Origin of the sequence: Nitratireductor sp. PBL-C9, from assembly GCF_050877045.1 — a bacterium.
GTDB lineage: Bacteria > Pseudomonadota > Alphaproteobacteria > Rhizobiales > Rhizobiaceae > Nitratireductor > Nitratireductor aquimarinus.
In genome coordinates this window covers 499,505-513,778 of record NZ_JBPAXW010000002.1, presented here as the reverse complement: position 1 = coordinate 513,778, position 14,274 = coordinate 499,505, and the positions used below count along the sequence as shown (strand labels likewise).

11 protein-coding genes and 1 tRNA gene are annotated in these 14,274 nt (G+C 63.3%); 5 read left to right on the top strand and 7 right to left on the bottom strand.

Annotated features, from left to right (window positions below; translation table 11 throughout):
- The first annotated feature begins 52 nt into the window (after positions 1-52).
- From ACRTG1_RS06275 to ACRTG1_RS06255, 5 genes are all read left to right on the top strand, one after another.
- Positions 53-3,472, top strand: a complete 3,420-nt coding sequence (locus ACRTG1_RS06275; protein ID WP_432515924.1) for an indolepyruvate ferredoxin oxidoreductase family protein — start codon at positions 53-55, stop codon at positions 3,470-3,472.
- 884 nt (positions 3,473-4,356) lie between these two features.
- On the top strand, positions 4,357-5,376 hold the full coding sequence (locus ACRTG1_RS06270) for an ABC transporter substrate-binding protein (RefSeq protein WP_113154203.1): 1,020 nt from the start codon (positions 4,357-4,359) through the stop codon (positions 5,374-5,376).
- Positions 5,377-5,419: 43 nt separating this feature from the next.
- Positions 5,420-6,190 carry an ABC transporter ATP-binding protein gene (locus ACRTG1_RS06265; protein ID WP_206554755.1) on the top strand — a complete coding sequence of 257 codons (771 nt, stop codon included), beginning with the start codon at positions 5,420-5,422 and terminating at the stop codon, positions 6,188-6,190.
- Positions 6,180-7,025 (top strand): ABC transporter permease, encoded by an 846-nt coding sequence (locus ACRTG1_RS06260; RefSeq protein WP_206554754.1) that lies wholly within the window; start codon positions 6,180-6,182, stop codon positions 7,023-7,025. Before ACRTG1_RS06265 ends, ACRTG1_RS06260 begins: the two co-directional genes overlap by 11 nt.
- Before the next feature lie 153 nt (positions 7,026-7,178).
- Positions 7,179-7,254 (top strand) — tRNA-Phe (locus tag ACRTG1_RS06255).
- 78 nt (positions 7,255-7,332) lie between these two features.
- Here the strand turns inward: ACRTG1_RS06255 and nikR are convergent.
- From nikR to clcA, 7 genes are all read right to left on the bottom strand, one after another.
- Entirely contained in the window at positions 7,333-7,743 is a 411-nt protein-coding gene (nikR, locus tag ACRTG1_RS06250) for a nickel-responsive transcriptional regulator NikR (protein WP_113154182.1), read from the bottom strand.
- A gap of 60 nt (positions 7,744-7,803) precedes the next feature.
- On the bottom strand, positions 7,804-8,391 hold the full coding sequence (locus ACRTG1_RS06245) for an ABC transporter ATP-binding protein (protein WP_432515923.1): 588 nt from the start codon (positions 8,389-8,391) through the stop codon (positions 7,804-7,806).
- Positions 8,384-9,181 (bottom strand): ATP-binding cassette domain-containing protein, encoded by a 798-nt coding sequence (locus ACRTG1_RS06240; protein ID WP_432515922.1) that lies wholly within the window; start codon positions 9,179-9,181, stop codon positions 8,384-8,386. The genes ACRTG1_RS06245 and ACRTG1_RS06240 overlap by 8 nt, the downstream gene beginning before the upstream one ends.
- Positions 9,178-10,044 carry an ABC transporter permease gene (locus ACRTG1_RS06235; protein ID WP_432515921.1) on the bottom strand — a complete coding sequence of 289 codons (867 nt, stop codon included), beginning with the start codon at positions 10,042-10,044 and terminating at the stop codon, positions 9,178-9,180. Before ACRTG1_RS06235 ends, ACRTG1_RS06240 begins: the two co-directional genes overlap by 4 nt.
- A complete protein-coding gene (locus ACRTG1_RS06230; protein ID WP_222473798.1) occupies positions 10,037-11,056 on the bottom strand; it encodes an ABC transporter permease in 1,020 nt (339 codons plus the stop codon). The genes ACRTG1_RS06235 and ACRTG1_RS06230 overlap by 8 nt, the downstream gene beginning before the upstream one ends.
- Positions 11,049-12,623 carry an ABC transporter substrate-binding protein gene (locus tag ACRTG1_RS06225; protein WP_432515920.1) on the bottom strand — a complete coding sequence of 525 codons (1,575 nt, stop codon included), beginning with the start codon at positions 12,621-12,623 and terminating at the stop codon, positions 11,049-11,051. Before ACRTG1_RS06225 ends, ACRTG1_RS06230 begins: the two co-directional genes overlap by 8 nt.
- A gap of 255 nt (positions 12,624-12,878) precedes the next feature.
- On the bottom strand, positions 12,879-14,228 hold the full coding sequence (clcA, locus tag ACRTG1_RS06220) for a H(+)/Cl(-) exchange transporter ClcA (RefSeq protein WP_299938681.1): 1,350 nt from the start codon (positions 14,226-14,228) through the stop codon (positions 12,879-12,881).
- Positions 14,229-14,274: the final 46 nt, after the last annotated feature.

Sequence of the window (14,274 nt, the reverse complement as noted above, 5' to 3'; positions counted from 1 at the left end):
AATTCCACCTCTGCCGGTTTAGAATTCTTCCAGTCTGCACTGGAGGAATTGCATGACCGTCCAACCCAAGGCCGGCGAACTCGCGCGCTATCAGCTCGAGGACCGCTACACCCAGGAAAAGGGCCGCGTCTTCATGACCGGCACGCAGGCGCTCGTGCGCGCCGTGCTCGATCAGGCGCGCCGCGACCGCGCGAACGGCCTCAACACGGCAGGTTTCATCTCCGGCTATCGCGGATCGCCGCTGGGCGCGCTCGACCTTGAGTTATGGAAGGCGAAGGACCGGCTCGACGCCGCCCGCATCGAATTCCTCCCCGCCGTCAACGAGGATCTCGCCGCCACCGCTGTGCTCGGCAGCCAGCAGGTGGAGACCAATCCGAAGCGCGAGGTCGAGGGCGTTTTCGGCCTCTGGTATGGCAAAGGCCCCGGCGTCGACCGCTCGGGCGATGCGCTGAAGCATGGCAACGCCTATGGCTCTTCGCCCCATGGCGGCGTGCTGGTGGTTGCCGGCGACGATCATGGCTGCGTCTCCTCCTCCATGCCGCACCAGTCGGACGTCGCCTTCATGTCGTGGTTCATGCCCACGCTCAATCCGGCCAGCGTGTCGGAATATCTGGCCTTCGCCGAATATGGCTACGCCCTGTCGCGCTTCTCGGGCATGTGGGTCGGCTTCAAGGCCATTTCGGAAACGGTGGAATCGGCAGCCTCCGTCGACATTCCCGCCCCCCGCGCGTTCGAGACACCCGATTTCACACCGCCTCCCGGCGGGCTCCACTATCGCTGGCCGGATCTTCCCGGCCCGCAGATCGAGGAGCGCATGGAGGCGAAGAAGCACGCCGTTCTGGCGTTTGCCGAAGCCAATCCCATCGACCGCCACATCTATGACGTGAAGGATGCCCGTTTCGGCATCGTCACCACCGGCAAGGCCCATCTCGACCTGATGGAGGCGCTGCGCCTTCTGGGCATCGGCGAGGCCGAGTGCCGGAAGCTCGGCATCGACATCTACAAGGTCGGCATGGTGTGGCCGCTCGCCCGCCGCGCAGCACTCGACTTCGTGAAAGACAAGCAGGAAGTCCTCGTCATCGAGGAAAAGCGCGGCATCGTCGAAAGCCAGTTCAAGGAATATTTCTACGACTGGCCAGGCCACAAGCCGCACGCCATGGTGGGCAAGCGCGACGAGGATGGCGAACGCCTCGTGCCGTGGACCGGCGAGCTTTCGCCACGCCTGCTTCTGCCCGTCGTCGCCCGGCGGCTCGAAGGCATCTTCCCCGGCAGCGGCTTCATCGCCCGCGCTGAAAAGATCCTCGCCGCACCGGCCATCACCCTGCAGGTGGAAGGCGCGACCCGCACTCCGTATTTCTGCTCCGGCTGCCCGCACAACACCTCGACCAAAGTGCCCGAGGGGTCCGAAGCGCTGGCCGGCATCGGCTGCCATTTCATGGCGAGCTGGATGGACCGCAACACCACCTCGCTGATCCAGATGGGCGGCGAGGGCGTGAACTGGGCAGCCTCCTCGCTCTTTACCGGCAAGAACCACGTCTTCCAGAATCTCGGCGAAGGCACCTGGTATCACTCCGGCTCCATGGCCGTGCGGCAGGCGATTGCCGCAAAGGCCAACATCACCTTCAAGATCCTCTACAACGACGCCGTCGCCATGACCGGCGGTCAGCCGGTGGACGGCCCCGTCAGCGTTCAGGCGATTGCCCACGCCTCGCGCGCCGAGGGTGTGGAGCGCATTGCGCTCGTCTCCGATCACCCGGAGAAGTTCCAGCCTGGCGAACTGCCGGCCGCCACCACCATCCATCACCGCCGCGAACTCGACGCCGTCCAGCGCGAGCTGCGCGAGGTGAAGGGCGTGTCCATTCTCATCTACGAACAGACCTGCGCCACCGAGAAGCGCCGCCGCCGCAAGCGCGGCCAGATGGAAGACCCGAAGAAATTCGTCGTCATCAACGACCTCGTCTGCGAGGGCTGCGGCGACTGCTCGGTGGAATCCAACTGCCTCTCCGTCGAACCGCTCGAAACCGAGTTCGGCACCAAGCGCAAGATCAACCAGTCGTCCTGCAACAAGGACTTCTCCTGCGTGAACGGCTTCTGCCCGAGCTTCGTCACCGTCGAGGGCGCAACCCGCAAAAAACGCTCCGGCATGGAGTTCGATCTGACGCGGCTTGCCGGCGATCTCCCCGATCCGGAGCCTGCAGCGCTCGACAGGCCCTTCGACCTGATGATCACCGGCGTCGGCGGCACCGGCGTCGTCACCGTTGGCGCGCTCATCACCATGGCCGCGCATCTGGAGGGCAAGGGCTCCAGCGTGCTCGACTTCACGGGCTTTGCCCAAAAGTTCGGGCCGGTGCTTTCCTATGTCCGGCTGGCGTCTGCACCCGACGCCATCCATCAGGTGCGCATCGACCGTGGTGCAGCGGATGCGCTGATCGGCTGCGACATCGTCGTGTCGTCCTCACCCAAGGCGTCGGCCAGCTACCGCCCCGGCATGCGCGCCGTGGTGAACCTTGCCGAGATGCCCACCGGCGATATCGTGCGCAAACGCGATGCGAGCCTTCACGTGGACCAGCGGCTTGCAGCCATCGAAGGCGTGACGGGCAAGGATGCGCTTGCCGCCATGGACGCCAACCGCCTCTCTGAAAAGCTCATGGGCGACACGGTGTTCGCCAATGTGATGATGCTCGGTTTCGCCTGGCAGAAGGGCCTCGTGCCCGTCTCGCTCAACGCGCTTACCCAGGCCATCGTGCTGAACGGCGTCGCCATTGAGAAGAACCACCGCGCCTTCCTCATCGGCCGTCTGGCGGCAGAAAAGCCCGACGCGGTGAAGGGCCTGCTCGACCCGAAGCCGCAGGCCGACGGAACGCTCGACGAGATCGTCACCCGCCGCGAGACCTTCCTGACCGACTATCAGAACGCGGCCTATGCCGCGCGCTACCGCCATCTGGTGGATCGCGTTCGCGCCGCCGAAGCGCCGTTCGGCAGCGACGCCGTCAGCCGGGCCGTTGCCCGCTCCCTGTTCAAGTTGATGGCCTACAAGGATGAATACGAGGTCGCCCGCCTGCACACGCAAACGGGCTTTTCCGCCCGCATCGCAGAAGAGTTCGAGGGCGACTATCGCATCGTCCATCACCTCGCCCCGCCCTTCCTTGCTTCCGGCACGGATGCGCGCGGACGTCCGCTCAAGCGCGAATTCGGCCCCTGGGTGCGCCTGCCGTTCCGCATGCTCGCCCGCATGAAGCGCCTGCGCGGCACTGCCTTCGACCCGTTTGGCCGCACCGCCGAGCGACGCATGGAGCGCGAGCTGATCGGCTGGTACGAGGCGCATGTCGAAAAAGCGCTTGCGCATCTCGACGCCGGCAATGCCGCAACGCTTGCCGAGACCCTGGCGCTGCCCATGCAGATACGCGGCTACGGCCCGGTGAAAGAAGAAGCCGCAAAGCGCATCCGCACCGAGATGGCTGCGCGTCTGTAGACACAGCCTGAAGACCGCACCTCTCTCTTGGGCTCTCCGCTCCTTCGGCAGGCGGAGGAGCCTCCTTTCCCACCCTCTCCCTCGTCATCCTATGGTCAAGCCATAGGATGACGAGGGAGAGGGTCGGCGCGTTCTCATTCACGCCCCCTCCCATTCTTCTCCACCCCATGCGGCAAACCAGACAGGGAGAAGACGCGCGCTTCCCAATTCACGCTCCTTCATCTCCCCCGCCCTCCCTTCAACAAACTCAGAAGGAAGAGAACCCACCCCCACCCCGTTCCTTCGTCATCCTCGGGCCCGACCCGAGGATCCATGCCGGAACGCCGAACACAAAGCCCAGCCCCTCAAAGCAAGCCCATCGCTTCCCACGCCGGTGCCGTCGCCACCGCAACGGCATGGATCCTATGGTCAAGCCATAGGATGACGAGAGAGGGTCGGCGCGTTCTCATTCACGCCCCCTCCCATTCTTCTCCACCCCCTGCGGCAAACCAGGCAGGGAGAAGACGCGCGCTTCCCAATTCACGCTCCTTCATATCTCCCGCCCTCCCTTCGACAAACTCAGAAGGAAGAGAACCCACCCCCACCCCGCTCCTTCGTCATCCTCGGGCCTGACCCGAGGATCCATGCCGGAACGCCGAACACAAAGCCCAGCCCCTCAAAGCAAGCCCATCGCTTCCCACGCCGGTGCCGTCGCCACCGCAACGGCATGGAGCCTATGGTCAAGCCATAGGATGACGAGGGAGAGGGTCGGCGCGTTGCATGCCAACCAGAGGGCGTGCAGCGCAAACGCGCATGAAGCGCGCCATGCGCCCGGCATCCCAATCCCTTGCTCCCGCTTCCTGCGTATGCAAATAGCATTGGTCAAACAGCCAAGGAGGAACCCCATGACCGCCATTACCCGCCGCACGCTCGGTGCGCTCGCCCTCACCACCGCTCTCGCCGGCTTCGCGCTGCCCTCCGCCGCCGCCGACAAGATCAACGTCGGCATTCTGTCGCTCACCTCGCATTCGCCGAGCATCATCGCCGAAGCCAAGGGCTATTTCGACGCTCAGGATATCGATGTCGAGTTCGTGTCCTTCCAGGCTGCGCAGCCCATGGCCGTCGCCATTGCCTCGGGCGATGTCGATTTCGGCATGACGGCGATTTCCGGCGGTCTCATCAGCCTTGCAGACAAGGGCGTGATCAAGGTCATCGGCGGCGCGCTGCAGGAAACGCCCGAGATCGACGGCCAGAAGATCCTCGCCTCCAAGGCTGCGTTCGACGCCGGCGTTAAAACGCCTGCCGACCTCAAGGACCACAGCTTCGGCATCACCACCACCGGCTCCTCCTTCCACTACATGGCGCACAAGATCGCCGACAAGGAAGGCTTTGACCGTTCCGAAATCCACGTGAAGCCGCTGCAGAAGGTGCCGGCCATCATCGCGTCGCTCAAGAGCGGCCAGATCGATGCCTGGTCCATCGTGCCGAACATTGCAGGCGCGCTCACCAAGGGGCCTGAAGTCGTCGAGATCGGCAAGATTTCCGACTATGTCGACGATTACCAGGTCACCACGGTCTTCACCTCCACCAAAAATGCGACCGAAAAGAAGGATCTCGTCGAGCGCTTCCTGGCCGGCCTCTCCGAGGGCATCAGCGACTACAACGCCGCCCTGGTCGACAAGACCATGAGCGAGGAAGACACCGCGGCAATCGTCGGGATGATCCACAAATACGTCTATTCCGACCAGCCGCTCGACAAAGCCGATCCGCGCATCCGCGCCGGCGCCATGCGCATCAACGAAGGTGCGGCGCTGAGCGTGGCAAGCGTCGAGGACCAGCTTGAGTGGTTCAAGTCGGAAGGCCTCGTGCCCGATGGCGTGACGATGGAAAAGCTGGTCGACACCAGCTTCGTGGAAACCCGCTAACAGCGAAGCCGCCCCGGCCTGCCGGGGCGGCGTTTTTGGACCGATGCAGCTTCTTCTTCAGAACATCACCCACCACTATGGCGGCACGACCGTCCTCGATGACATCTCGCTTACGGTGGATGACGGCGAAATCGTCTGCATTGTCGGCCCCTCGGGCTGCGGCAAGTCCACGCTTTTGCGCATTGCCGGCGGACTGGAAAAGCCCGATCAGGGGCAGGCGCTTCTTGCCGGACCTGAGCCGGATGGCTCGCTCAACCCCCTCACCTACATCTTTCAGGATTTCGCCCTGCTCCCCTGGCGCAGCGTGGAAGGCAATGTGAGCCTGGTTCTGGAAGATCACGGCATCGCGGCAGCCGAGCGCAGGGCGATCATCGCCGATGTGCTTGCCCGCACCAATCTTTCCGATTTCGCCAAGGCGCTCCCGCGCCAGCTCTCCGGCGGCATGAAGCAGCGCGTGGCCATTGCCCGCGCGCTCGCCGTCAAGCCGGCCATCATGCTGATGGACGAACCGCTCTCCGCACTCGACAGCCAGACCCGCGAACTTCTGATGGACGATCTGGTTGCGCTGTGGACCCGCGAGCGGTTTTCCGCCTGCTACGTGACGCACAATCTCAACGAGGCCGTGCGCCTTGGCCGCCGCATCATCGTGCTTTCCCGCCGCCCCGGCCGCATCCGCGACGTGGTCGAGATCGACATGCCCCTTGCCGAACGCGCCGACCGGCTGGCCGAGCTGGAAACCCTGCAGCGCCGCGTCTGGGAAATCATGCGCGAGGAAGCCCGCGAAGCCGACAGGGAGATTTCCGATGTCGCATGACGCCACGCACGAACAACCCGCCGCCAATGCAGCAACAGCCAATGAGAGCGGCCAGCGCCCGGTTCCCTTCCGTGGCGGCGGCTTCGTTCACCGTTCGCTCGGTCCCGTCGCCCCGCTTGTTTTCCTCGCCATTCTGGCGGTCTGGGAGCTGGGCTCGCGTTCGGGCTTCATCAGCCCCATTGCGCTGCCAGCCCCGTCAGAGGCGTTTGGCGCGCTTGTCGATCTTTTCCAGACCGGCATGCTCTGGAAGCATCTCGGCGCGAGCCTCTACCGTCTTGTCGTCGGCTGGACGCTGGGCAGTCTGCTGGGCATCGCCGTCGGCCTGTTCATCGGCCTGTTCTCGCTTGCCCGCGCCGGGCTTCTGCCGCTCGTCTCGGCCCTGTTCCCGGTGCCGAAAATCGCGCTCCTGCCGCTCTTCATCATCTGGTTCGGCATCGGCGAAGGCTCCAAGGTGGCCACGATCCTGTTCGGCACCTTCTTCCCGACCGTGATCGCCACCTATGGCGGCGTCGACAATGTGGACCGCAATCTGATTCGCATGGGCCAGTCCTTCGGCATGTCGTGGCTATCCATCGTGCGCAAGATCATCCTACCAGGCGCAATGCCGGCCATCCTGTCCGGCTTCCGCATCTCCGCCTCCATCGCCATCGTGCTTCTGGTCGCCGCCGAGATGATCGGCGCGGAATTCGGCGTCGGGGCCTATATCCTCATGGCCGGCGCGCTTTTCGCGCTGGATCAGCTCATTGCGGGCGTGGCGCTCCTGTCGCTCATCGGCCTCATCATTGCGTGGCTGATCGGCAAGCTGGAGAAGCGTCTGCTTTCGTGGAGAACCTGAGCCTTTTTACCGCTTGTGAAAAAACTCTTCGCAAATCGACAGAAGGGCGCTTGCCAGCAAAAAATCTCGTGCTATAAACCACGCGCTTCCGGCGGAAACCAACACCGCCTCGCCTTGTAGAAATCTCTGCACCGGCACCGTGAAGCAGGGTTTGCCCAGATAGCTCAGTTGGTAGAGCAGCGGATTGAAAATCCGCGTGTCCGTGGTTCGAATCCGCGTCTGGGCACCACTCCCCTTCAGCGTCTCCAATCATCGCAAAGCAACGCACACTTCTCGCAAAGAAGCCGTCCGTCAGCTCTGAAACACCTCAGTCTTCTGATGAATTCGGAATGAGGCTGAGCTTTCCATGCATGACATGCCGTTCGGCGATCACATGCTCTGCAAGCCGCTTAACATCGTCCGGCAGCCCCTTGAGGATGCTGATTTCAAGGCATCGGTCATGGTCGAGATGCACATGCATGCTCGCGACCGAGAGTTCGTGGGCATGATGAAACGCATTGGTCAGCCGCTTCGCCAGATCCCGCGCCTCATGGTCATAGACATAGCTCAGAACGCCGATACAACTTTTCTGCGACCCCGTTTTCAAAAGGGTCTGCTGCATGCCCTGCCGCGTCAGGTCGCGAATCGCCTCCGAGCGATTCTGATAACCGCGCTCACGCACGACCTGATCGAGCTCATCCATCAGGTCGTCATCCAGCGTAACGGTTATGCGTCGCATTGCTCGCCCTCATTCACGGTAAGGCCGCCATGCCGGAAAAGGCTGACGGGCGGAAGAAAATCACAGGTCGAGAATGCGGCCTGCGATGCGGCGAAGCAAGGGCCTGTCATGGCTGATAACAAGCATCCCAAGCCCGTTTTTCTGCGCATGCGCTAGCAGGGCCATCCAGATCTGCGCCTGCGTGAGGGGATCGAGCGGTGCGGATATCTCATCGGCAACGAGATAGCGCGTGCCAGGCGCAAGCGCGCGCAGCACGGCGACCCGCTGCAGCTCCCCGCCGGAGATTTCATGCGGATAGCGGTCATACCACGCCTCTGAGACGCCGAAGGCGCGCAGCATGGCTTCGTCAGGACGCCAGGCCTCGCTGATGACCCTGCCGACAGTCCAGCGCGGATCAACCGAGAAGGCCGGCGACTGAGAAAGATACTGAACCGGATTGAACCCGCGCGCATGCGGCTCACCGTCGATGATGACCCGCCCGGACAACGGCCGGTAGTGACCTGAAAGAATGCGCCCCAGTGTCGATTTGCCGACCCCGGACCTGCCCGTGAGGCCGACCACCTCGCCGGGGCGAACCGCAAGGCTCACATGATCGAGCACGCACCCTGCCGCGCCGTAGGAGAAACAGACATCCCTTGCTTCAAGCATGTTGCGCCACCTGAAAGCCGTTCTGCGGCAGGGCCTGCCACAGGGCGCGGGCGTATGCGCTGCGCAAGCCCTCTCCCGCGCCATCAAACGCGCAGGCCGCTTCCTCGCCGTCCATCCTTCCATTGCGGATGAGGCACACCCGGTCGGCATAGGGCAACGCGGCAGCCAGCGAATGCGTTATCAGAAGCACGCCCTTCTCCTGATCCGCCAGCCCCCGCAGTTTCGACAGCACGATTTCGGCGTTCTCGTCATCCAGCCCGCTGGTCGGCTCATCGGCGATGAGCAGATCCGCGTCACCAACCGTCGCGATGGCCATCATCATGCGGCGCGCCATGCCGCCGGAAAGCTGGTGAGGGAAGGCTTTTGCCGCATCTCCATCCAGCCCGAAAGCCTGTAGATGGCGCGCAAGCGTCTCCCTGTCGGTGGGCCGCCCCGCCCGCCGCGCCGCCCAGCGCAACTGCTTCGCGCATCGCGCCAGCGGCTCCAGATGGCTGATGGACTGCGGCACGAGCGCCATGCGCCGGCCACGCAATGCGGGGAGAGTGCGCTCGTCCACCGGCTGGCCGTCCAGACAAATGCTCCCATGCATGCGGGCATTGGGCGGAAGAATGCCGAAGGCCGCATGTGCGATCAGGCTTTTGCCGCTGCCGGACGCACCGACAAGCGCCACCACCTCCCCGCGCCCGATGGTGAAGGCAATGTCGTTGAGAACCGGCGTCTCGCAGGAGGCGAGAAGCCCATGATAGCGCCGAAACGACAGGCCGAAGCCGCTGAAGGAAAGAAGCGTCATGTCTGCGCCGTCCTCGGGTCGAAGATCAGCCGCAACCCGTTGCCCACCGTATCGAAGCACAGAACGAACAGAAGCAGGCACAACCCCGGAAACAGGCCAAGCCACCATTTTCCGGCAGTCAGATAGCGCATGGAATCGGCCAGCATCACGCCGATGGCCGGCGAGGTCGGCTCAAGGCCGAAGCCGAGAAAGGTCAGGCTTGCCTCATGCAGGATCGCATGGGGAACCATCAGGACGAACCCCACCAGCATCTGCGGCACCAGCTGCGGCAGAACATGGCCCACTGCGATGGCCGCCCACGACTTTCCGAAATGGCGGGCCGAAATGATGTAATCCGCCTGCTTTATCTGCACGACCTCCGCACGCAGGATGCGCGCCAGACGCGGCCAGTGCGTCAGCGCCAGGGCGAGCGTCACCGCGAAAGGTCCGCCGCCCAGCGCAAAGCAGATCAGGATCAGCAGCACCAGATGCGGAAGGCCGATCGTGGCGTCGATTGCAAGCGACACCAGCGCATCCATCCAGCGGCCGGACGCGGCTGAAACCAGAACCATCACAACCGCGATGAGAACGGAGCAGGCCGATGCGAACAGGCCGACCCAGAGGCTGGTCGTCAGCGCCTTGGCGGTGCGCGCAAACATGTCGCGCCCCATCTGGTCCGTACCGAACCAGTGGGTCCAGTCCGGCGGGACAAGGCGTGCCGTAAAGTCCGGCGCGACGCCCGCACTTCCAGCCATGAGCGCTGCCACCGGGATCAACAGGATCAAAAACAGGCACACCGCAGCGGCGGCGAATGAGCGAACACGGTTGTCCATGCGCGGAAGAATCAGCGGTTCAAGGCTCTGCCGCTCACCGAGCTCAGCCATGATCGCCTCCCGTCAAAAGGTCGCCATCGCGAATGCGCGGGTCGACGAGGCGGTACAGCATGTCCGCAATCATGTTGCCCACGGAGACGAACAGCGTCAGGCAAAGCGTGATCGCCAGAAGCAGCGGCACGTCTCCCTTGATGCCGGCGGCAACCGTCGCCTGCCCGAGCCCCGGATAGGAGAAGACCTGCTCCGCCAGAATGGAGCCGCCAAACAACTCTCCCAGAGAGGCAAACAGAATGGTCACGGCGGGAAGCGCGGCATTGCGCAGCCCGTGCCTCAGAACGATGTCCAGCTTCGTCGCGCCCTGTGCGCGGGCATAGAGCGCGGCATCGAGGTTGAGGATCTCGATCATCTTGGCGCGCGTGTGCAGCGCCACCTGCGAAACGCCGAAAACGGTCAGCGCCGCCAGCGGCAGGGCGAGGTGGCGCAGCCGGTCTGAGAAGGTGACGTCCTCCGGCACGACACCGATTGGCCCCGCGCAACACACCGGCGCCCATCCAAGAAAGACAGCAAAGGCGAGCAGCAGAAGGATCGCGATCCAGAAGGTCGGCGCGCAGGAAAGAACATAGGCATAGACACGGATCACCCGGTCGATCCACGACCCGGAATTCGCGCCGGCCACGACACCCAGCGCAAAACCCAGAATGCCGGACAGAAGCCACGCCAGCCCGACGAGCGGAAGCGAGGTCCAGAAGCGGCTGGCGATCACCTCCGAAACCGGGGCGTTGTAGATCATCGAATAGCCGAGATCGCCCTGGAGGATGTTCTGCGCCCATCGGACGAACTGCGTCAGCGGGGCCTCGTTCAGGCCCCACCGCTCCGCAATCAGCGCCTTCTGCTCCGGCCCGACCCGCGCAATGTCATCGCCGAGATAGGCGTTGACCGGGTCGATGGGAGAGATTTTCGCCAGCGAAAACGCCACTGCCGCGACCAGCAGCAGGACGACGGCAAGCCGCCCCAGCCTGTAGGCCAGCCCGACAGCGAGAGATTGCGCTAACGGCCTAGTCACACGTCCAGGCCCACTGATCGATCATGGATGTGATCGGCCAGCCATGCCCGTGTGGCTCAATCTGCGTCTTGCCGATATCGAGGCACTCATTCGTGAAATAGATGTGGTCCAGATTGACGAGCCACGCCCAGCCGGCAAGGCCGCGCGCCGAAAACCCGGTCTCGCCATCCCACTCCGCCGCCTGCCAGTGGGGATAGGAGGCCTCCAGCGTCGCCGCCTGCTGGGCGGCGGCCAGATGCGCGTCCACGACCGTGTCGGAAAAATAGCCCGGATTGTAGAAACCCACACCACCCCAGTCGGAATTGTAGAGGCTGTAGACTTCCAGCGGGCTGTGGCTGCCCCATCCCAGCATCACCGGTTCCTGATGGGCGAAACGCTCGATCTGCTCCCAGGACGCGCCGGTGGGCTGCGCGTTGATTCCGAGCGCCTTGAGCTGCTCGGCCACCACAACGGTCAGCGCCTGACGCACCGCATCGGACGCCGGGTAATAGATCTTGAAACCCGCCTTCACGCCATCCTTCGCGCGAAAGCCGTCATCGCCCACCAGCCAGCCGGCTGCGTCCAGCATCGCCCGCGCTTCGTCGGGAGCGTATGTCACGGCGGCATCGGCATTTGACCACGGCATGCCATCGGCCGGTCCGGCTGCGGGCCTGCCGAAACCATTCAGCACCACCTCGACAAGCTGCTCACGATCCACACCGAGATTGATTGCCCGGCGAATGGCGAGATCGGAGGTCACCGCATTGCCCACGGCCTCTCCCTGTGCATTTACCTCGCCCGGCTCCTGCATCGGGAAAGTCAGTCCGCGATTGTCAACGGACATCACCTGGAGGCGCTTGAAGCCGTCGATCATGTCATCGGCCATCAGGGCGGGAACAGACACCATGTCCACCTGACCGGCGCGCGCTGCGGCAAGCCCGGCATCCTCTCCGGTGAAGACGAATGTAAGCCGCTCGAACGGTGATTTCGGGCCGTAATAATCGGGATTGGCTTCAACGATGAGCTGTTCGCCCTCGGTCCACGAAACCAGCCTGTAGGGACCGGACCCGATCGGGTTGCGGGCATAGCCCTGCCCGTAACTGTCTGACGGGACGATGCCCAGCGAATAGAAGTTTTCCGAGAACGTCACCCAGGGGCGCTTCAGTTCGATCCTGACGGTCAGATCGTCAACCGCCTCGGCCTTTTCCATCACCGTCAGGTCAAGTGCGCCGCCAGCCGAAGCAGCCTCATTGAACGTGAACGCGACGTCTTCCGCCGTGAGCGGCGTGCCGTCGGAAAAGACCACGCCCGGACGCAGGGTCACGGTCCAGACCAGCCGGTCGTCGGACAGTTTCCATTCGGTCGCCAGATCAGGGACCGTGTTCAGATCCGCATCGCGGCGCAAGAGGGTCGACTGGAACAGCGGATGGCCATAACGGCCCCAGCCAAGAAGCGGGTCGTAGCCCGTGTCCGGCTCGCCGCCGATTGCCAGAACAAGATCATTCTTGGCGAATGCCGGAGCGCCGGCAATCAGGGAGCTTGTTGAAAAGAATAAAAGACCGGCCCAGCCCGCGAAACTGCGATTCATCTACAAATGCCCCTCAAATCAATTTCATGCCGGCCTGCAAGCTACCAACAGAAAGTATGACGTCAATAGAAAAACATCATACTTTCTGAATTCGTTTCACGGCGCGTTTTGTTCAGATTTTCATCCATTCCGAGAATTCAGAAAAACGGCTCAAAACGCGCGTAAAAATCAGAAAATCGACAGCGAAATTGGGAATTTTTCTGACTTTTCCGGAATTTCCGATGCGGGTTCATTTCTCCGAAAATCAATTAACCATTACGCCAGACCGGTGCTGTCTTCCCCCTTCTTTCTCGGGTCGATGCCGGCCTGCATGAGTGTCTTTTCAAGAAGCAGATCATAGATCGGCCGCCCGCCAATCCACTGCGCCACCATATTGGCCGTCACGCAGGTGGCGATCAGCGGCATCACCATCGTGTAAGAGCCGGTCAGCTCCAGCGTCAGCGCCACGCCGACGACAGGCGCCCGCACGGAGGCGGAGAACAGCCCGCCCATGGCGGCGATGCCGAAGGCCAGCGGAACCATCGCGTCATGCGGCACGGCGAATGTCATGACCTCACCAAAGGCGAGACCGACACACATGGAAAGCGCCAGCATGGGAGCGAAGATGCCGCCCGGCGTTCCCGCCGAATAGCTGGTGACCATGGTCACGAAACGCAGCACCGCCAGCATCAGCAGGATTTTCAGACCTGCACCGTCTGCCGCCAGCGACTTGATGACACTGTCGCCGCCGGTCACGGCCATCGGCATCACGATGAACAGCGCGCCAATGGCCAGCCCAACCACGGCAGGAAAGAGATAGGATGCGCGGGCATTGACGCGCGCTGCAAACGCGCTGGTCCATAACAGGCCTGCATTGAGCGTGACGCCGAGAACGCCAAGCAGACAGCCGAGCAAAACGAAGGCAGGCAGCATCCAGACCGCCGGGCTGTCGACCAGCATGGACAGGTCCGGCGCGGTGCCGCCGATGATCTGCGTCATGACGGTGGCCAGGAAGGCCGCGACGATCACGCCCATATAGGTGCGGAACGTGTAGGGAAACTGCCGGCGCGTCTCTTCCACGATGAAGAGAACAGCCGCGAGAGGCGCGTCGAACGCGCATGCAAGACCTGCCGCGGCACCTGCGCCCAGCATGCCCCGCCGCTCGATCTCGCTGACCTTGAAGAAATCCGTTATGGCCGCCGAGAACGATGCGCCGATATGGATCGTCGGCCCCTCGCGGCCCAGCACCAGTCCAGAGCCGACCGCAGCAATGCCGGCGAAGAACTTGACCGGCAGAACCCGACGCCAGCGCACGACCCGCAGGCCCTGCATCGCCCCCTCGATTTCCTGCACGCCACTGCCGCCCGCCTCGGGCGCATAGCGGCGCACGACATAAACCGCCAGCAGCGTGATGCACATGGTGATGAGCGCAGCCGCGACCACGAGCGACGCGCCGTCCACATATGCCGAAAGCAGATGAGGCCAGGTCTGCAGCCTGTCGATCATCAGGTGGAACACGGAGCCGACCGCGCCCGTCAGGATGCCTGTCAGGCTTGCCAGAGCGATGTAGCGCATCTGCGCGCCCCGGTGTCCCGGCCGGTCCAGTGTTGCGATTGGGTTATCCATGGCTGCGACTTTGACTCATGTGACTTTTGGCGGCGTTGTTCATCGA

Coding starts and splice junctions, on each gene's coding strand:
- ACRTG1_RS06275 (WP_432515924.1), top strand. CDS start 53: ATGACCGTCCAACCCAAGGCCGGCGAACTCGCGCGCTATCAGCTCGAG.
- ACRTG1_RS06270 (WP_113154203.1), top strand. CDS start 4,357: ATGACCGCCATTACCCGCCGCACGCTCGGTGCGCTCGCCCTCACCACC.
- ACRTG1_RS06265 (WP_206554755.1), top strand. CDS start 5,420: ATGCAGCTTCTTCTTCAGAACATCACCCACCACTATGGCGGCACGACC.
- ACRTG1_RS06260 (WP_206554754.1), top strand. CDS start 6,180: ATGTCGCATGACGCCACGCACGAACAACCCGCCGCCAATGCAGCAACA.
- nikR (WP_113154182.1), bottom strand. CDS start 7,743: ATGCGACGCATAACCGTTACGCTGGATGACGACCTGATGGATGAGCTC.
- ACRTG1_RS06245 (WP_432515923.1), bottom strand. CDS start 8,391: ATGCTTGAAGCAAGGGATGTCTGTTTCTCCTACGGCGCGGCAGGGTGC.
- ACRTG1_RS06240 (WP_432515922.1), bottom strand. CDS start 9,181: ATGACGCTTCTTTCCTTCAGCGGCTTCGGCCTGTCGTTTCGGCGCTAT.
- ACRTG1_RS06235 (WP_432515921.1), bottom strand. CDS start 10,044: ATGGCTGAGCTCGGTGAGCGGCAGAGCCTTGAACCGCTGATTCTTCCG.
- ACRTG1_RS06225 (WP_432515920.1), bottom strand. CDS start 12,623: ATGAATCGCAGTTTCGCGGGCTGGGCCGGTCTTTTATTCTTTTCAACA.
- clcA (WP_299938681.1), bottom strand. CDS start 14,228: ATGGATAACCCAATCGCAACACTGGACCGGCCGGGACACCGGGGCGCG.